Here is a 16,908-nt window from a genome sequence, read left to right on the forward strand (position 1 = left end):
TTCAGCGGGTCGCGGCGGTGAACACGATCCGGCCGCCCTGGCGCACGGCAGCGCACCCCGGCAGGTCGATCGGGCCCTGACCCGACCAGTCGGTCACGAGGCGGGCGACCTCGATCGTCTGCGCGCGGCTCAGGCTCGCCCCGAACTCGCTGTCGACCACGAGACGGATGATGCGGTTGCGCAGCGCGGCCGGGTTGGCGGCGAGCGCGGCGACGCTCACGGAGATCCCGGCCTCCGCGTGCTCGACGATGTCCTCGATCGTCTCGTGGATCATCTCGTCGAACGCCTCCGCGTCCTCCCGGAGCTGCTCGGCGGTGCGCGCCAGCGCCTCGGCAATACCCGGACCGAGCTGTGTCTCCAGCACCGGGAGCACGTGGCGGCGCACCCGCACCCGCGTGTAGCGGTCGTCGGTGTTGTGGGGGTCGTCCCACGGCTGCAGCTCCGCCGCGGCGCAGAACGCACGGGTGGTCTCGCGGCGCACGCCGAGCAGCGGGCGCAGCCACCGGAGGCCGTCCTCGTCCTCCCGATCCGGCGCCATGCCCTGCAGGCTCGTCGCCCCGGAGCCGCGCGCGAGCCCGAGCAGGACCGTCTCGGCCTGGTCGTCGAGCGTGTGACCGAGCAGGACCGCTCGCGCGCCGATGTCACCCGCCGCGTCCCGGAGCACGCGGTAGCGCGCGTCCCGCGCGGCCGCCTCCGGACCACCGTCGCCGTCAACCTCGACGCGGACGACGAGCGCCTCGAGCCCGAGCCGTCCGGCGATGCGCGCCGTCTCCGCCGCGACGTCGGCGGACCCGTCCTGCAGACCGTGGTCGACCGTCACCGCGGTCGCACGCACCCCGCGTTTCGCGGCCTCGAACGCGGTGGCCGCCGCCAGTGCGAGCGAGTCGGCACCGCCGGACACCGCGACGACGACCGTCGAGCCCTCGGGCAGGTCGGCGAGCGCGGTGCGCACGGTGAGGCGGATCTCGGCGACGGCGGGGTCGAGGGAAGGCATCCCTCCACGCTAGGGCACCGTGTCGTCCGTCACGGTCGGATCCGCGACCCCCGAGTAGGCTGGTCCGCGGCATCCAACCGATCTTCCTGAGGAGCACACGCATGGGCGCACACGACGCCGTCATCGAGATCCCGCGCGGCAGCCGCGTGAAGTACGAGGTCGACCACGAGACCGGGCGAGTGCACCTCGACCGCGTGCTCTACACGACCTTCGGCTACCCGGCCGACTACGGCTACTTCGACAACACGCTCGGCGAGGACGGCGACCCGCTCGACGTGCTGGTGCTCCTCGACCACCAGATCTACCCCGGCGTCGTCGTCGAGGTCCGCCCCGTCGCCGTGCTGAAGATGAGCGACGAGGCCGGCGGAGACGACAAGCTCGTCGCCGTGCTCTCCAAGGACCCGCGCTGGGCGCACATCCAGGACATCGACGACGTGCCGGAGTACACGAAGAAGGAGATCGCGCACTTCTTCGAGCACTACAAGGACCTCGAGCCCAACAAGTGGGTCAAGGTCGACGAGTGGGGCAACGCCGCCGAGGCGCAGCGCATCCTCGACGAGGCCATCGTCCGCTTCGGCGAGCAGGGCCACTGACCCGACCCTCTCTGGGTCGCTGACCTCTCTGGGTCGCTGACCTCTCTGGGTCGCTGACCTCTCTGGGTCGCAGACCTCTCTGGGTCGCAGACCTCTCTGGGTCGCAGACCTCTCTGGGTCGCAGACCTCTCTGGGTCGCTGAGCCTGTCGAAGCGAAGACCCCCGGACGCCAGACGTCCGGGGGTCTTCTGCTGTCCAGCCATCCGTCAGACGGAGATGCCCTTGCTCGCCATGAAGTCGATGGGGTTCGTGTAGCGGCCGTTGATGTAGACCTCGAAGTGCAGGTGGCAGCCGAACGAGCCGCCGGTGTTGCCCGCATACGCGATGACCTGGCCGGCGCGCACCCACTGGCCGTTCCGGACCGCGAAGCCGCCGGGCTTGATGTGCGCGTAGCCGGTCGCGATGCCGCCGCCGTGCTGGATCCGGACGTAGTTGCCGTAGCCGCCGTTGTAGAAGGCCGCGTCGACGGTGCCCGAGTGCGCCGCGTAGATCGCCGCGCCGCAACCGTTCGCGAGGTCGACGCCGTAGTGCCAGCTCGACGAGCAGCCGTTGGCGTTGCACTGCTGCGAGCGGGGGCCGTAGCCGGAGCTGCGGTAGCCGCCGTGCGGACGCACCCAGCCGCCGCTTCCCGGGGTGCCGCCTCCGCCACTGTTCCCCCCGGCGTTCGCGGCGGCCTCGGCGGCCTCGCGGCGCTTGCGCTCCTTCTCGCGCTCCTCGACGCCCTTCTGGTAGCCGGCGACGGTGGTCGCGGTGTTGTCCTTCAGCGCGGCAAGCTGCGCCTGCATCGTGGCGAGGTTCGCCGACTGCTCGTCGAGAGCGGCCTGGGCGGCGTCGGCGGCCTGCTGCGCCGCGACCATCTTCTCCTCGGCGATCTTCTGGAGCCGGTCGCGCTCGTCCCGGGCGACGACCGCCTGGTCGCTGAGGGACTGCGCGGAGTTCCGCGCGGCGACCGCGTCGTTGTAGACGGTCTGGTTGTACTCGAGGAGCTTGTCCATCGAGCCGAGGCGGGCGAGGAGCTCGTCGGCGTTGGCCGCGGAGCCCGCGAAGAACAACTCCAGCGAGGTGTCGTCACCGCCGTTGCGGTAGAGCTGCGCGGCGACCTGACCGGCCTTGCGGGCAGACTCGTCGGCGACGGCGGCCTGCGCGTCCGCCTTCTCCTGCAGCGAGTCGGCCTCCGCGATCGCGGCGAAGTAGGCCTGCTGCGCGTTGTAGAACTCGGTCGAGGCGACCTCGGCGGCGGCCTGCGTCTCGGAGACCTTCTGCGTGAGCGACTCGATCAGCCCCTCGATGCGCTTCACCTCTGCGGCCTTGGAGGCTTCGTTCTGCTTGGCCTTCTGCACGTCGTCCCAGCTCGGGTACGACGCGGCGTGGGCGGCCGTGACTCCGGACGTGATGCCGAACGCGCTCAGGGCGACGACGCTGAGCGCGCCGAGTCCGAGAGCGCCGCGGCGGCTGATGCCGTCACCGAAGAGGGTACGTCGCTCCGTCGGGGTGGGCGCACACCCGCAGTCCGCGGATGCCGCGAGTGCCGCATCCTGCGTGGTCTTGTCGTTCACACGGCCCCTTCCGCCGGTTTCACAGATGCCACAGTAACAACAACTTTCACACCAGCACCAGACTCCTGGAGCGGCGCGAACGGCATCCCCGACCCCTCCATGGTCCCGCTCGAACACGCCCGGGGGAAGCGGGTTCCGGGCTCGATTCGCGATTTGCCCGGATGATCCCTTATGCTTGAGCGTCGGCAAGGAAGTCCCCCGGGACTGACTCGGCCCCATCGTTTAGCGGCCTAGGACGCCGCCCTTTCACGGCGGTAGCACGGGTTCGAATCCCGTTGGGGTCACTCCATCCGATACAATTGAAAACACCAGTATGGCCCTGTAGCGCAGTTGGTTAGCGTGCCGCCCTGTCACGGCGGAGGTCGCGGGTTCAAGTCCCGTCAGGGTCGCTCCGTGCGACGAGCTCTTTCTTCGGAGAGGGCTCTTCGTCTAGGACGCGGCAGCATCATCGCCGCGCGGCTCTGTAGCTCAGTTGGTAGAGCGTTCGACTGAAAATCGAAAGGTCACCGGATCGATGCCGGTCGGAGCCACAAGGCTGATCATTACAATCAGCCCAGAAACCCTCGCCTAGCTTCTACATGGCGGGGGTTTTGCTTTGCCCTGCGGCGACCGCATGCGGCAGCGCGTGGGTCACGAGGCTCACCAGGAACTTCCCCGGTTCCTCGAACATGCAGAGGTGCGCGGAGTTCTCGAACCACACGACATGCGTCGACGGTGCCGTCACGGTCTCCAGCCAGCGGACGACCGGCCCGGTGGGGGTCGTCCAGTCGTGCCGTCCGAGGAACTGGAGCATCGGCACCTCGAACGCCGTCTGATCGCGGGCGTCGAAGCCGAGCAGGGCGGGCAGCACCGCGGGCATGGTCGCCCGCTGTCCGACACCGATGAGGCCCAGGTCGGCGTCCGTGTAATACGGGGACAGCTCCTGCGACTCGGTGAAGTACGCGAAGTCGGAGCGATACGCCGAGAGCCCGCCGTAGTACTGCGCCCATCTCCGGCAGGTCACGATGCGTTCGACGGTCAGCGGCTCGTCACCGGGGTACTCCCCGAGTGCCCGCAGCTCGGAGATCGCCTGCTCGTTCCGGTCCGCGACGGCACTCCGCATCGCGTGGCGGAAGCTCTCCTCCTCGTTCTCGGGACCGGAGATGACCTGGCCGACGCCGACGTGCGCCCACAGCAGGTCGGGACGCCGTCGGGCGAGGGTGAGCCCGAGGACCGTCCCCCAGCTGTGCCCGAGCACCCCGACCTTCTGCACGCCGAGCTTCCCCTGGAGCCACGCGATCAGCTCCACGAGATCGTCGACGTACCGGTCGACGCTGAGGTCCACGTCCTCGGTCACGGACCCCGCGGACTTGCCGCTCGCGCGCTGGTCGTAGTTGACGACCGTGAAGTAGTCCTCCACGCCGCGTTGCCAGACCCACGACGAGGGCAGCGACGGGAGGGCAGGACCGCCGTGGCAGACGACGAGCACGGGGTTCCGTGTGCTGCGACCGCGGATCGAGACGAACTGGGAGACACCGCCGAGGTCGACGTACGCCGTCCTGTCGATCGACTCCGGGTTCGGGATCCGGCACAGATCCGCGATCACTGCGCGGCCGACGTCGTCACTCATGTCGATCACCGAGGACTTCCTCCCGCACCCCCCGAGGCTATCGGAGACGCCTCCGGCAGAGATCACTCCTCCGGGTGACGAGGGATACCTCCCCCGGCGGACGCCGCCCGCGAGCCGCGCCAACAGAGTGGAGGTATGACACGACGACACCTCCTCCCCGCTGCCGCCCTGCTCCTCGGCGGCACCCTACTGCTCGGCGGATGCGCCGCCGTGGAGGGTCTCGTGCACAAGCAGTCGACCACGACCTTCGACGACGCCGACGCCTTCCGCGCGGACACGCCGGTCGACGCGGACTGGGTCCCGGACGACGTGACCGCTCTCACGCTCCGGACGTCGACCATCGAGGATGCCGACGACGCCGTGCTCCTGCTGACGAGCACGACGGCGCTGCCGGACGAGTGCGTGGAGACGGAGCGGACCTCCGCCCCGACCTGGACCCTGGATGACGGCCCGTCGGCCTACGAGGCGAAGACCGTCTTCGTCTGTGGAGACTGGAGCGTCATCCCGTCCGACGACGGCTGGTTCGGATGGACACCGAACTCCGATGAGGAGAAGGCCTCCGCCCGGAGCTGAGGCCCGCTCAGAGGTCGGCGAGAGCTGCGCGCGCCGCCTGCACGGCCTCAGCGGCGGCGTCCTTCTTCTCCACGGCCGCGGTGCGCCGCTCCTCCGCGGCGGGACGGTCTCGCTCGACGCGGTCGGCTTCCCGATGCAGCTTCTCCAGCTGCGCCTCCAACTCGGCGATGCCGTCCGCGAGCTCCTCGGCGCGATCGCTCAGCGCCTGCACCACCTCGTCCTCCTTCGCGAGGGCCCGCTCCGCCGCCGCGAGATCCTTCTCCGCAGCCGCCACCTGACGCTCCGCATCCCGGCGCTTCCGACGCTCCTGCAGTTCGTCCGGGGGGCGCGGGGGTTGGGGCTGCAGCGTCGGCAGAGTCCCGGCGACCGCCTCCCGGATGTCGTCCGCGTTACCCGAAGGCTCCAATGCCCGCACGAGACGCCCCGAGGCGACAGCGGCAGCCGCATCCGGGTCGAAGAATGCCGCGGAGATCGTCTGCTCGACCGCATCCCGCGTCGCCGCCGTCACTCGCTCCCCGCGGGAGCCGGCAAGGTCGGCAGCGGTCTCGGCGAGGCGCCTGGTCAGCGCGCGCCTTTCCCGGCCGAGCTTCGCCAGTGCAGCGGCATCCAGGTCCTCCTGCGCCTCGCGCAGCTCCGTCGCGAGCGCCAAGGCCTCCCCGAGCTGGGCGGCACGCTCCTGCGCGAAGACGTTGACGACCCAGGCGGCGACCGCGGGCTTGCGCAGCGCCTTCACCTCCGCGGCGAGCGCTCGGTCGTCGAGGTCCTTCGCCCGTGCGTTCCGGGCGGTCGTGAACTCCTCGGGCGGTCCGGCGTATAGCGCCGCCGCGATGTCATCGAGCGTCGGAGCGGCCATGCGCCCACGATACGCGTCGCCGTCTGGCGTGGGCCCGGAGGACGGGACTACTCGATAGCGAGGTAGTCCGCCGCGTCCGAGGCGACCAGCATCCTGGCCCCGAAGCCTCCGCTGCCGTTCCCGGGGTACAAGTAGAGCTGTCCGGCGGCCGTGCGCCCGATGATGTCCGCGCGCCCGTCGCCGTTGTAGTCCACCCCACCGGTGACCTCGGTGAACTCCTGCCATCCGGAGCCCACCTGCCGGGAGGTTCGCAGCCCGGACGACCCGGTGTAGAGCTGGAGTGCTCCGGTGCCGGTGACGGCCAGGATGTCCCCACGCCCGTCCCCGTCGAAGTCGCCGGCGATGAGGTAGTGGAAGGCGTCCCAGCCGCCGCCATAGGTGATGTGGGGCGTGCTGAAGCCTCCCGCGCCGTTCCCTCGATACACCGTCAGCACACCGCCCTCGGAGACGCCGATGAGGTCCTGCCGACCGTCCCCGGTGAAGTCCGCGCCGGATGCGACGTGTCGCATGGAGTACCAGCCCGACCCCGGCGTGTTCGCGGCCCGGAAGCCGCCGACGCCGTTCCCGGCGTAGAACTCCAGAACCCCGTCGGAGCGCGCCACGAGGATGTCCGCGTTGCCGTCACCGTTGAAGTCCGTGTGGGTGATGTGGCGCCTCGAGTTCCCCCAGTCAGCTCCGAAGAGCGTGGTGGGGGCGCCGAAGCCGCCGCGGCCGTCACCCGCTCGCAGGCGCAGATCGCCGTTACCGGCGACGAGGAGCAGATCGGTGTTTCCGTCTCCGGTGAAGTCGGCGGCATCGAGTCCCGCGGGGTCTCCTGTACCCAGCCCGGGGAAGAACAGTGGGATCGTCCCGCCCCGCGTGACGTTCGACAGGCAGGTGAAGCCCCCGTTGATCTGCGAGTAAACCTTGCCGTTCAGCCACACCTCGAAGTGCAGATGGTAGGCGGCGGAGTTGCCGGTGTTCCCGACGACGCCGATCTGCTGCCCACGCAGGACCTTGGTCCCCGGCGCGTACCAGCCGGGCGCCGCCATGTGGGCGTATCGGGTGACGTAGCCGCCCGGGTGCTGCACGTCGACGTAGTTGCCGTAGCCGCCGTTCGACGTGCGGCTCTTGATCACGCCGTCATACGCCGCCAGGATCGGCGTCCCGCCGTTCCGCGAGATGTCGATGCCGTCGTGCGCACGATAGTTGCCGAGGCATCCGTCGCCGACCTTGGACTGGATGTTGCCCGAAGCCGGGTAGACCATGTAGCCGTCGGACGCCGCGCTCGCCGAACCGGTCGTGGTGAGGGCCGGCGTCAGCGATCCCAGCACGATCGCGAGCACGGCGACGATCCCGATGCGACCAAGACGCAAGCGGGACGTGCGCTTCATCTCGAAGTTCTCTCTTGCTCGGCGGCCCCAGGGGACGTGGTGTCCTCCGCGGTCACCGTACCAAGGCCAGGCGCTCCGCCCCGCGAACGCCACCCCCTTCGCCTCGTTCCGCCGGTCTCCCGCCGGTGATCGTGAGACCCCACGGGGGTGTACCGTCAGCACCATGGGAAGACTCCGGTACGACGGGCACTCAGATCCGATCCTCATCGAGGACGCGACGCTCGCGCATCTGAAGATCGTCATCGCCACCAAGCTGCGTCGTCAGGAGAGCTTCATGATGACCTGGCAGCCTCCCGAGGGCGGCATCGACCGGCGAGCGAGCGTCTGGATCCATCCCGCGATCCCCCTGCAGTTCGGCTTCGACGAGGCGGAGCCGCCGGCCGTGGACCCGCAACGCATCCAGGAGATCATGCAGGCACTCAACGCCACCGGCGACCTTCAGCTGGACCATCTCACCGGCCCGCGCTGACGCGCACCGACGTTCAGCACGGAAGGCCGCTGCCCTGGACACCGCTCTGATCCTCGTCCTCTTCCTGGTCATCCTCAGTCTCATCGTGGGAGCCGCCTTCCTGCGCGGCTGGGTGCGGCGCAGCGCATCGTCGGCCGGCGAGCGCGCGGGAGCCCGGTACACCGCCGCGCGGATGGAGGAGATCTTCGCCGACCTCGGAGCCACTCTCCTCGTCCACGCCTCCCCGACGGCCACGGCGGAGCTGCTGCGCGTGATCGTCGAGGAGCGAGGCAGGAGCTTCTCGCTACTCCCGGACGGCGCGCTGGGCGTCCGCTTCGTCGAACCGGACGACACCGTCGCGCGATTGGTTCCCGGCAGCGCGGGGACTCTCGTGCGCGTCGACACCTTCCGCGAGTACCTCGGCTTCCCGCAGACCGCACCCCTCTGGCGGGAGCTGCGCGCCCTGGTGTCCGCCGAGGCCGCGACCCGCGGGATCGAGGTGGCCGACGGACCCGTCTCCCTGTTCGAGCGCGGGCCGGAGCTCGACGACCGCAACGCGCGCTGGTTCCGCCGGGTCTGATCGTCGCTCGCAGAGCCTGGAATTAGGGGTCACGATTCCCAGGTGACGCAATTAGGCTAGACGCGCGCCGCGCCCCGCAGGGACGGATGACGACCCGGTCGTGGCGCATGCCGGGGGCCTCCTCCCCCGAGCTTGCGATCCCGTCCACGAAACGAAGTCCGCTTCGTGTCGCGGACACGCCAGAAAGGCTTGAACCCATGAGCGATTCCTCGGGCACCCCCCGCGACGACGACCGGTCGCCGGACTTCTTCGATCAGCTGATCGAGACCACTCCGCGCGAGTCGTCCTCCTCGTCCACCTCGGCGTTCACGATCGGCTTCCGGGGCTACGACAAGAACGAGGTCGACGCCGCGCTGGCGTCGATGCGCACGCAGCTCCAGCAGGCGGCCGACGAGCTGGCCGAGGCGAAGGCGCGCGAGGCCGAGTCCGTCGAGGCCATCAAGGCCGAAGAGCGCGAAGCCCGCGAAGCCCTGGAGGCGGAGCTCGCGGCCGCGAACGCCAAGGCCTCCGACGCCGAGCAGCAGGTGGCGACCCTGACCTCCGAGCTCGTCGACATGCCGCAGGCCGATGGCGAGGAGGCACCGTCGCGTCAGCAGTTCGAGGCGATCCTGCGCGTGGCCGAGGAGCAGGCGAACGTGCTCATCCAGAACGCCGCCGTGCAGGCCGACCGCCTGATGACCTCTGCCCGCGAGGAAGTGGCCGCGCAGCGTGCCGAAGCGGAGGCCGACGCCGAGCGCATCATCTCGCAGGCGCAGCGCGACGCCGACCAGGTGCGGCTGAAGATGGAGACCGAGTACACGGCCCACGAGGCGCGCATCGAGCGCGAGGCGGCGCACGCCGCGGAGAAGGTCAGCCAGGCCTCCCAGGAGGCCACCGCCATCCGCACCGAGGCAGAGAAGGGCGCCGCCGCGCTCCGCTCGCTGGTCACGCGCGAGACCACGCAGCTGCGTGCGGACGCCGAGCGCGAGGTCCGTGAGATGAACGCCCGCGTGCTGGAGTTCGAGGAGACCCTCACCCGTCGTCAGGACGACGCGCAGCAGGAGTTCCTCGTGCTGCACAACCAGGCCGTCGCCCACGCCGAGCGCATCACGACCGATGCGAACGAGCAGGTCACGGCCTCGCTGGAGCACGCGCAGCGCATCTCCGCGAAGGCGGACGGCTACGAGAAGCTCATGCGCTCGCAGGCGCAGGCGATCGAGGCCGACGCCCAGGTGCGCGCCAGGGAGATCCTCGAGCGTGCCCGCGTGAAGTCGCAGAAGATCGTCGACGCGGTCACCGGACACACCTCCACCGTCCTCCGCGACGCCGAGGACCGCGCCCGTCAGCTGCGGTGGCAGCAGCAGCAGCTCACGAGCTTCATGGCCGAGGTGCGCGAGCTCATCCGCCCGGACGGCATCTTCAGCGACGACAGCCTTCCCACCGAGATCGCGGTGACCGAGGCCACGATCGACGAGGACGACGACGACATCGAGGACGACGTCGTCGAGGCATCGGTCGAGACCTTCCGCGGCGACGAGGTCCTCGACGACGAGTTCGACGACGACCGCCCCCTGGAGAAGATCACGATCGACGTGATCGAGACGGACGACTCGAAGCGCTGATCCCGCGCAGAGACGACGAAGGGGCGAGCAGGTGTCTGCTCGTCCCTTCGTCGTATCCGTGTGCTCAGGCGCGGCGGAGCTGTGCCGCCGCCGGGCAGTCGAACGGGTCGCGCGCCGCCAGGCCCACGCGGTTGAGGTAGGCGATGACGATCGCGTACGACTGCCCGAGGCTCGTCTCCGTGTACGGGATGCCGTTGGCGGCGCAGTAGTCGCGCACGATGCCGCGTGCCTTCGACAGGTGCAGCCGCGACATGTTCGGGAACAGGTGGTGCTCGACCTGGTGGTTGAGGCCGCCCATCAGCCCCGTCACCCACCATCCGCCGCGGATGTTGCGCGACGTGCGCACCTGCTTCGAGAAGAAGTCGAGCTTGGCGTCGGGGGCGATGACCGGCATGCCCTTGTGGTTGGGGGCGAAGGACGCGCCCATGTAGACGCCGAAGACCGCGAGCTGCACGCCCAGGAACGCGAAGGCCATGCCGACGGGGAGCAGGAGGAACAGCGGCACGAGGAGGACGGCGAACCGGAGGACGATGAGACCGAGTTCGGTCCAGCGTCCCTTCACGTTCTTCCGCGTCATCAGGTGCTTCAGGCCGAGGTAGTGCAGGTTGAGCCCCTCGAGCGTCAGGAGGGGGAAGAAGAGCCACCCCTGCGTGCGCGTGATGAGTCGGACGATGCCACGCGACTGCGCCGCATCCTCCTCCAGGAAGGAGATGGTGTCGACCTGGATGTCGGGGTCCTTGCCGACCTGGTTCGGGTTGCCGTGGTGCCGGGTGTGCTTGGAGTCCCACCAGTGGTAGCTCATGCCGATGATGCCGGCGAGCACGCGGGCCAGGCGGAAGTTCGCCGGCCCCGTGGAGAGGATCTGCCGGTGCGCCGCCTCATGGGCGAGGAAGGCGACCTGCGTGAAGACGACCCCGAGGGCGGCGGCGATGAGGAGCTGGAACCAGCTGTCACCGAGGAGGAGGAAGCCCGCGACGCAGCCGGCGAAGGCGACGACCAGCGCCGCGCCGACCAGCGTGTAGAACACCGGGGTGCGCTGCAGGAGCCCGGTCTCCTTCACGACCTGCTGCACGTCCCGGTACGCCCGGGTGAGAGGCGGGAACTCGGCGTTCCCGGCGTAGGTCTGACGCACCGGGCCGAGGGTGGCGGTGACGGACGGGGAGGATGTGCGGGAGATGATGCTCTCCTGTCGATCGGGAGCCCTTGAGCTGAAGAAGCCAAGGGCGGTTGCCGATCGCTGTGGCCACACTAACCGCGCTCGCATACGCGAGGCGGCATACGACTCAGGCCCGTGCTCGACGCGGCCGCCGACCGCGCGTCCGAGGGAGGGCCGGCGATGCCGCCGGTCGCGCGGGCTGCTGCGCGGCGGCGAGCGCACGGAAGGCGTCGTCGAGCGACGGGAACGACCCGAGGTCGGTGCCGCGCTCGTCGCGCAGCCGGTGCGCGGATCCGTCGAACTCGACGAACCCGGCGAACTCACCGTTGCGGGTGGCGACGTGCACGTCGACGTCGGCCTGTTTCCAGGTGAGAGGGATGGAGGAAGGGACGGTGGTGGTACTCATGCTCATGCTCATTGCTGTGGGGCGGGCGCGCTGTGGCGCTCCGCGCGTGAAGAGACCGAGGGCGGATTCCGCGCGCGTCGATGTGCGTGGTCCGTGGATGGCCCTGATCAGTGGCGACGAGGCGGCCGAGAGGGGGCGAAACGCACACGTTGCACGATCAGCTTAGCAGATCCACGAACCACGCGCCGAGAGCCTCAGCTTCCGGGGGGACGACCACCGCCACCGGTGGGCGCGACGCCGGCGCTCGGCGTGGTCGTCGTGTCGACGCCGACCACTAGGGTCGCGGTGTATCCGCCGGTGACGCTCCCCGTCGTCGTGGCGAGCTGCGACACCCCGCCGTCGTCGCCGAAGACGTTGTCGGAGGTCAGGGAGATCCGGGCGAGATTGTCCGCCGATCCGGAGTACGCCGTCTCCGCATAGACCGCACTGCAAGCATCCTCGGGCAGCGCGAGCTGGGACGTGGCGATCGCGTTCGACGCGTCGGTGATCGCGGTCGCATCCGGATAGACCTCGAAGTGGATGTGCGGCCAGCGCCCGGAGTAGCACCCGGGGAAGACGGAGGTGAAGGATACCTTGCCGTCGTCGTCGGCGACCTGCACCCCGCGCAGATAGGAGACGTCCTCGAGCCCGGACGAGTACAGCGAGTACTCCCCCTGCGCGTTGCAGTGCCACGCGTAGACCGCGACGCCGGCGAAGGGCACCCCGCCGTTCGCGAGGTCGAGGATCTGGAGCTCGAAGGAGAGCGGGACGCCGTCGGCCGTGGCCCCGCCGTCGATGGACGAGCGGATGTCCTGGCGGATGATCCCGGCCTCGTCGAGGACGTCCGGACCGTTCGAGCCGTCGCCCGGATAGGGGCCGGCGGTCTCGTCGGGGATCTCCGTGACCGTGTCCGACGCCGTGCCGGTGGCGCTGGGCGTGGGGGTGGCGGTCGTCGACGACGATCCGGTGGCGCCGGGAGCGCAGGCGGCGAGGACGACGGCACCGAGGCCGAGCCCGCCGCCGATCAGCAGCCCGCGACGGCTCATCAGCGTCCGGAGGTCGAAGGCGACGCCCTGGTCGACGACCTCTTCGTCCGCGCGGTCCAGCAGTCGTCCTTCGTACATGGGGCCCTGCGGCGTGGGGGTCGGTTCGGGGATGCGGCTCATGATGTGCTCCTCTCGAGCGTCGGCGGCGTTGCCCCCATGCTCGACGGGTGAACAATCAAGAAGCTATGCGTGATCCCTGGGGCTCCTGTGGAGTCAGGAGCAGAGCGGAGGATGCGGGGACATCGCTCCGCTCTGCAGCGCTGGCGCTCGAAGAACTCGGCGGACAACGCAGGGCCGGGGCGATGGGGGAATCGCGCGCGCGGCCACGAAGACGGCCGTCATGCAGGGGACATGCGCGGCCGTGGCGCATCCAGTGGAACATGCCACTTGGCACCTGTCAAGTTTTTCCCGGACACCTGTCCAGATCGGGCGAGATGCCATAGCATTGCCCGCACCGATCCCGAAGGGGACGAGACCGGGGGACAGCATGACGACAGCGGACAAGCGCGCGGAACGCGCAGGGGTGGACAAGTTCGCGCTGCGCCGGCGGGCGCTGGCCGAAGCGGCCTTGGAGGCGATCGCCGAGCGGGGGTTCGCGCGGACGGGACTCCGCGAGATCGCGCAGCACTCGGAGCTCTCCCACGGGTCGCTGCACTACTACTTCACCGACAAGAACGACCTCATCGCGGAGGCCGTGCGGATATCCAAGGGCGGGCTCGGCGACCGCTACCTCGCCGTGCTGGAGAGGGCCGAGACCGCGGAGGAGCTGGCGGCCGGGGCCGCCGAGGAGCTCGCCAGGAGCGTGCACGACGACGCCCGCCTGCACCGGCTCTGGTACGACCTCCGCAACCAGTCCCTGTTCGAATCGGGCTTCGGCGACACGATCGCCGAAGTCGAGGCCGACCTGCAGGATGCCATCTGGCGCGTGGTCGAGCGCTACTCCGAGCTCTGCGGACGCCCGTGCCGCTTCACGCCGCTCTTCGCGTACGCGCTCACGGACGGCATGCTCCAGCACGCCCTCATCCGCCACCTGCGCGGCGACGGCGAGGCGATCGCGCGCCTGCGCCGCGAATGCCGGGACCTCTTCGCCGCCAGCGTGTGACGCCGCGGATCACTCGTCCGTGACGACGGTTCCCCGAGCAACGGGCGGCCGGATCACCAGCACGATCACGATCGCCACCATGACCGTCGCCGTCAGCGCCACGGGCACCGGCACGAACGGATCGAGCAGGACGAGCAGCGCGCCGACGGGGATGACCGCGTTGACGACGCGGTCGGCGTTGTCGCGGATCGCGATCCACCAGATCCCCAGGAGGAAGACGGCGATCGGCACCGAGACGGTGAACGTGGCGATCACCGGGGCGAGGTGGCTCTCCCCCGTCATCACATCCAGCTCGACCTCGACACCGGCCGAGAACGCCGCCGCCGCGGCGAACACGAAGTAGTGCGTGTAGCCGTAGCGCAGGGAACGCCCCAGGGTCGTGATGGCCCGGTGGTGGGGCGGCCAGAAGTAGATCCACCACAGCGCGGCCGTGACGATGAAGGCCAGCGCCGAGATGGCGAGGAGCGGACCGAGCGCCTCCACCTCGTCGAGCGCGTCGATGATCGCATTCGCGGAGGCGAGGAGGCTCTCGCCCAGCACGATGAGGGTGAAGAGACCGTAGCGCTCGGTGATGTGGTGCGGGTGCCACGGCGTCTGTCCTCGGCGCTCCGCGAACACCGGGACGCTGACCTCGATGAGCGCGAACACGACGAACGCGACGAGCTGGACCGGACCGGACGGGATGAGCAGGAACAGGATCCACAGCACCTGCACGACCGCGATCCCGAGCGCGTAGCGGAGCGCGACGCCCCGGAGCGGTTCCTCGGTCCGCGAGGCGCGCAGCCATTGGGCCACCATCGCGACGCGCATCACCACGTAGCCGACGACGGGGAGCGTGAAGTTCCCCTCGTCGAACGCCTGCGGGACTCCGGCGGCGAGGATGAGGACGCCCGCCATCTGGACGAACGTGGCGATCCGGTACGGCCAGTCGTCGGTGTCGAACGACGTCGCGAACCACGTGAAGTTCATCCATGCCCACCAGATCGCGAAGAAGAGCATGGCGTAGGAGGTGATGCCGTGGAGGAAGTCCCCGTGGCTCAGCGCGTGGTGCAGCTGGGCCGAGGCGATGCTCACGGCCACGACGAAGACGAGGTCGAAGAAGAGCTCCAACGGGCTCGCCGTGCGGTGGGGCTGCCCCGGGTCCCGCGGTGCCATGGGACGCAGGTGGAAGCGCGTGCTCGGTGTCTGGTGCGTGGTCACCGCGAAAGAGTAGCCCCGCACGCCCGGCGCTGTGCGGTATTCCGGAACGGATTTCACCGAGTCGGCGGAACGGCTTCCCTCCGACGAGCGGATCCGCTACAGTGTTGGACGTCTGCAGTGCCTGCTGCACGCCTCGTCGGTTGGGACGACGAGGACCTTCACGATGTGGGATCGCGAAGCATCAGCAGGACCCGAGGGGTCGGGACGCAGACGTGTCCGTGAACGTGGGGTTCACGGTCTGGGGAAAACTGGGGAAACGATGGCGCACTGGGGTTATCTGCGTACATTCACGGCTCAAGGGGCCTCGGCATGACTTCCGTCGAGGATGCTCTGAGCATCGCTCGTACGGGTTTCACGCCGATCACGGCACCGCGAGCGACCGCGTCGGTGACGCCTGCGGCGAGCACGCCGCGCGTGTCGGCGACGCTCGAACGACGCCGCCAGTGGGAGCGTCGCTATCGGATGCGGCTGCGGATCACGGATGCGGCTGTCATCCTGATCGCGGTCGCACTGACGGCGATGGTCCAGCTGGTCTCCGGCGTCGCGGTGATCGAGGCCGTGCGCAACGCCGCATTGCTGGGTCTCGCCTGGTACCTGATGCTGTCGGCGCTCAACAGCCGAGCCGCCGCCATCTTCGGGTCCGGGGCCACGGAGTACCGTCGCGTCGCGCACGCGGCGGGACTCGCCTTCGGCATCACCGCCATCGCGGGCGTGCTCCTGGAGTGGGAAGGACTGCAGCCGCTGTTCTTCATCGCCCTCCCGGTCGGCATGCTCGGTCTCCTCTTCGCCCGCTGGACCTGGCGCCGCTGGCTGCAGCGGCAGCGTCTGTCCGGTCGGTTCGCGTCGAGGACACTGGTGGTCGGCGCCACCGAGGACGTCGAGTATGTGATCGACTCCCTGCAGAAGGGCGGGGAGAACGGCTATCACGTCGTGGGGACGACGCTGCTGGATCGCAATGCTGGCGCGCTCAGGATCGGGGAGAGCATCTACCCGGTCGTGGGCGATCTGGACACCGTCGCCGCGGCGGCGGCACAGCTCGGGGCGGACACCATCATCGTGGCGAGCCGCCCCGAGGGGTCCCCCGACTTCGTCAAGCAGCTCAGCTGGCAGCTCGAGGGCACCGCCGCCGAGCTCGTGCTCTCCAGCCGTCTGACGGACGTCGCGGGGCCGCGCATCTCGCTGCGCCAGGTCGACGGCCTGCCGCTGATCCAGGTGAAGATCCCGACCTACGAGGGCGGGGTCCACCTTCTCAAGCGCGCGCTCGACATCGTCGTGGCCACCGTCGCGCTCATCCCGATCGCGCTGCTCACCCCCGTGCTCAGCGCGCTCATCAAGCTCGACTCGCCTGGCCCGGTGTTCTTCTTCCAGGAGCGCGTGGGACGGGACGGCCGCCGGTTCAAGATGGTGAAGTTCCGCTCTATGCGCACCGACGCCGAGAAGCAGCTCGCGGCGCTCAAGGAGCAGAACGAGGGCGCCGGCCTGCTCTTCAAGATGAAGGACGACCCGCGCGTGACCCGCGTCGGGAAGGTGCTGCGCAAGCTGTCGCTGGACGAGCTCCCGCAGTTCTGGAACGTGCTCGTCGGCGACATGAGCGTCGTCGGCCCTCGTCCGCCGCTGCCCAGCGAGGTCACGGCCTATGACGGCACCGTGTTCCGCCGCCTCTACATCAAGCCGGGCATCACGGGTCTGTGGCAGGTCTCCGGACGCAGCGACCTCTCGTGGGACGAGAGCGTGCGGCTGGACCTGCGGTACGTGGAGAACTGGTCGGTCATGAACGATCTGCAGATCATGTGGCGCACGGCGAAGGTCATGGCGCAGCCGAGCGGGGCATACTGAGCG

Annotated in this window: 16 protein-coding genes and 3 tRNA genes; 10 read left to right on the forward strand and 9 right to left on the reverse strand. The window is 69.6% G+C overall.

Features of this window, described 5'->3' with window-relative positions:
• Position 1 precedes the first annotated feature (1 nt).
• Entirely contained in the window at positions 2-994 is a 993-nt protein-coding gene (tilS, locus tag B7W94_RS02245) for a tRNA lysidine(34) synthetase TilS (RefSeq protein ID WP_085604028.1), read from the reverse strand.
• A 101-nt stretch (positions 995-1,095) separates the two neighbouring features.
• Between tilS and ppa the strand changes: the two genes are divergently transcribed.
• Positions 1,096-1,587 carry an inorganic diphosphatase gene (ppa, locus tag B7W94_RS02250; protein ID WP_025104593.1) on the forward strand — a complete coding sequence of 164 codons (492 nt, stop codon included), beginning with the start codon at positions 1,096-1,098 and terminating at the stop codon, positions 1,585-1,587.
• Positions 1,588-1,793: 206 nt separating this feature from the next.
• Here the strand turns inward: ppa and B7W94_RS02255 are convergent, their stop codons facing one another.
• Positions 1,794-3,143, reverse strand: coding sequence for a M23 family metallopeptidase (locus B7W94_RS02255; RefSeq protein WP_085604031.1), 1,350 nt, complete (start codon positions 3,141-3,143; stop codon positions 1,794-1,796).
• Between the two features lie 211 nt (positions 3,144-3,354).
• On the opposite strand from B7W94_RS02255, the gene B7W94_RS02260 reads away from it, so the two are divergent.
• The 3 genes from B7W94_RS02260 (at position 3,355) to B7W94_RS02270 (ending at position 3,673) form a co-directional block, all read left to right on the forward strand.
• Positions 3,355-3,427: transfer RNA gene (locus B7W94_RS02260), tRNA-Glu, on the forward strand.
• Positions 3,428-3,458: 31 nt separating this feature from the next.
• A tRNA-Asp gene (locus tag B7W94_RS02265) sits at positions 3,459-3,532 on the forward strand.
• 68 nt (positions 3,533-3,600) lie between these two features.
• Positions 3,601-3,673 (forward strand) — tRNA-Phe (locus tag B7W94_RS02270).
• A 44-nt stretch (positions 3,674-3,717) separates the two neighbouring features.
• Here B7W94_RS02270 and B7W94_RS02275 read toward each other — a convergent pair.
• The gene (locus B7W94_RS02275; protein WP_253247361.1) at positions 3,718-4,752 is read right to left on the reverse strand and encodes an alpha/beta hydrolase; all 1,035 of its coding nucleotides are present in this window, start codon (positions 4,750-4,752) and stop codon (positions 3,718-3,720) included.
• Positions 4,753-4,887: 135 nt separating this feature from the next.
• Between B7W94_RS02275 and B7W94_RS02280 the strand changes: the two genes are divergently transcribed.
• A complete protein-coding gene (locus B7W94_RS02280) occupies positions 4,888-5,325 on the forward strand; it encodes a hypothetical protein (protein ID WP_085604038.1) in 438 nt (145 codons plus the stop codon).
• Between the two features lie 7 nt (positions 5,326-5,332).
• Here the strand turns inward: B7W94_RS02280 and B7W94_RS02285 are convergent, their stop codons facing one another.
• Together B7W94_RS02285 and B7W94_RS02290 are read right to left on the reverse strand one after the other, a co-directional pair.
• Complete coding sequence (locus B7W94_RS02285) at positions 5,333-6,178, reverse strand: hypothetical protein (RefSeq protein ID WP_085604040.1); 846 nt, start codon at positions 6,176-6,178, stop codon at positions 5,333-5,335.
• A gap of 47 nt (positions 6,179-6,225) precedes the next feature.
• Entirely contained in the window at positions 6,226-7,551 is a 1,326-nt protein-coding gene (locus B7W94_RS02290; RefSeq protein WP_085604043.1) for a VCBS repeat domain-containing M23 family metallopeptidase, read from the reverse strand.
• Positions 7,552-7,714: 163 nt separating this feature from the next.
• On the opposite strand from B7W94_RS02290, the gene B7W94_RS02295 reads away from it, so the two are divergent.
• The 3 genes from B7W94_RS02295 to B7W94_RS02305 all read left to right on the forward strand — a co-directional run bounded on the left by B7W94_RS02295 (position 7,715) and on the right by B7W94_RS02305 (position 10,180).
• Positions 7,715-8,020 carry a DUF7882 family protein gene (locus B7W94_RS02295; RefSeq protein WP_085604046.1) on the forward strand — a complete coding sequence of 102 codons (306 nt, stop codon included), beginning with the start codon at positions 7,715-7,717 and terminating at the stop codon, positions 8,018-8,020.
• An 85-nt stretch (positions 8,021-8,105) separates the two neighbouring features.
• Positions 8,106-8,579 (forward strand): hypothetical protein, encoded by a 474-nt coding sequence (locus tag B7W94_RS02300; RefSeq protein WP_085604049.1) that lies wholly within the window; start codon positions 8,106-8,108, stop codon positions 8,577-8,579.
• 197 nt (positions 8,580-8,776) lie between these two features.
• On the forward strand, positions 8,777-10,180 hold the full coding sequence (locus tag B7W94_RS02305) for a hypothetical protein (protein ID WP_025104602.1): 1,404 nt from the start codon (positions 8,777-8,779) through the stop codon (positions 10,178-10,180).
• Between the two features lie 64 nt (positions 10,181-10,244).
• Here the strand turns inward: B7W94_RS02305 and B7W94_RS02310 are convergent, their stop codons facing one another.
• From B7W94_RS02310 to B7W94_RS02320, 3 genes are all read right to left on the reverse strand, one after another.
• On the reverse strand, positions 10,245-11,312 hold the full coding sequence (locus B7W94_RS02310) for a fatty acid desaturase family protein (RefSeq protein ID WP_374209033.1): 1,068 nt from the start codon (positions 11,310-11,312) through the stop codon (positions 10,245-10,247).
• A gap of 151 nt (positions 11,313-11,463) precedes the next feature.
• Positions 11,464-11,742 (reverse strand): hypothetical protein, encoded by a 279-nt coding sequence (locus B7W94_RS02315; RefSeq protein WP_126893555.1) that lies wholly within the window; start codon positions 11,740-11,742, stop codon positions 11,464-11,466.
• A 194-nt stretch (positions 11,743-11,936) separates the two neighbouring features.
• The gene (locus tag B7W94_RS02320; protein ID WP_085604055.1) at positions 11,937-12,887 is read right to left on the reverse strand and encodes an intradiol ring-cleavage dioxygenase; all 951 of its coding nucleotides are present in this window, start codon (positions 12,885-12,887) and stop codon (positions 11,937-11,939) included.
• 367 nt (positions 12,888-13,254) lie between these two features.
• Here B7W94_RS02320 and B7W94_RS02325 point away from each other — a divergent pair, with 367 nt between their 5' ends.
• Positions 13,255-13,869, forward strand: coding sequence for a TetR/AcrR family transcriptional regulator (locus B7W94_RS02325; RefSeq protein WP_172400043.1), 615 nt, complete (start codon positions 13,255-13,257; stop codon positions 13,867-13,869).
• Between the two features lie 9 nt (positions 13,870-13,878).
• Here B7W94_RS02325 and B7W94_RS02330 read toward each other — a convergent pair whose 3' ends face one another.
• Complete coding sequence (locus tag B7W94_RS02330) at positions 13,879-15,024, reverse strand: low temperature requirement protein A (protein WP_085604061.1); 1,146 nt, start codon at positions 15,022-15,024, stop codon at positions 13,879-13,881.
• Between the two features lie 354 nt (positions 15,025-15,378).
• Between B7W94_RS02330 and B7W94_RS02335 the strand changes: the two genes are divergently transcribed.
• Positions 15,379-16,905, forward strand: a complete 1,527-nt coding sequence (locus tag B7W94_RS02335; protein ID WP_025104608.1) for a sugar transferase — start codon at positions 15,379-15,381, stop codon at positions 16,903-16,905.
• Positions 16,906-16,908 lie beyond the last annotated feature (3 nt).

It is taken from the genome of Microbacterium sp. LEMMJ01 (assembly GCF_002114135.1).
GTDB lineage: Bacteria > Actinomycetota > Actinomycetes > Actinomycetales > Microbacteriaceae > Microbacterium.

Bases quoted from the DNA above. Each gene is read 5' to 3' on its own strand.
- tilS (WP_085604028.1), bottom strand. From the start codon at position 994: ATGCCTTCCCTCGACCCCGCCGTCGCCGAGATCCGCCTCACCGTGCGC.
- ppa (WP_025104593.1), top strand. From the start codon at position 1,096: ATGGGCGCACACGACGCCGTCATCGAGATCCCGCGCGGCAGCCGCGTG.
- B7W94_RS02275 (WP_253247361.1), bottom strand. From the start codon at position 4,752: ATGAGTGACGACGTCGGCCGCGCAGTGATCGCGGATCTGTGCCGGATC.
- B7W94_RS02280 (WP_085604038.1), top strand. From the start codon at position 4,888: ATGACACGACGACACCTCCTCCCCGCTGCCGCCCTGCTCCTCGGCGGC.
- B7W94_RS02285 (WP_085604040.1), bottom strand. From the start codon at position 6,178: ATGGCCGCTCCGACGCTCGATGACATCGCGGCGGCGCTATACGCCGGA.
- B7W94_RS02290 (WP_085604043.1), bottom strand. From the start codon at position 7,551: ATGAAGCGCACGTCCCGCTTGCGTCTTGGTCGCATCGGGATCGTCGCC.
- B7W94_RS02295 (WP_085604046.1), top strand. From the start codon at position 7,715: ATGGGAAGACTCCGGTACGACGGGCACTCAGATCCGATCCTCATCGAG.
- B7W94_RS02305 (WP_025104602.1), top strand. From the start codon at position 8,777: ATGAGCGATTCCTCGGGCACCCCCCGCGACGACGACCGGTCGCCGGAC.
- B7W94_RS02315 (WP_126893555.1), bottom strand. From the start codon at position 11,742: ATGAGTACCACCACCGTCCCTTCCTCCATCCCTCTCACCTGGAAACAG.
- B7W94_RS02320 (WP_085604055.1), bottom strand. From the start codon at position 12,887: ATGAGCCGCATCCCCGAACCGACCCCCACGCCGCAGGGCCCCATGTAC.
- B7W94_RS02325 (WP_172400043.1), top strand. From the start codon at position 13,255: ATGACGACAGCGGACAAGCGCGCGGAACGCGCAGGGGTGGACAAGTTC.
- B7W94_RS02330 (WP_085604061.1), bottom strand. From the start codon at position 15,024: ATGGCACCGCGGGACCCGGGGCAGCCCCACCGCACGGCGAGCCCGTTG.
- B7W94_RS02335 (WP_025104608.1), top strand. From the start codon at position 15,379: ATGACTTCCGTCGAGGATGCTCTGAGCATCGCTCGTACGGGTTTCACG.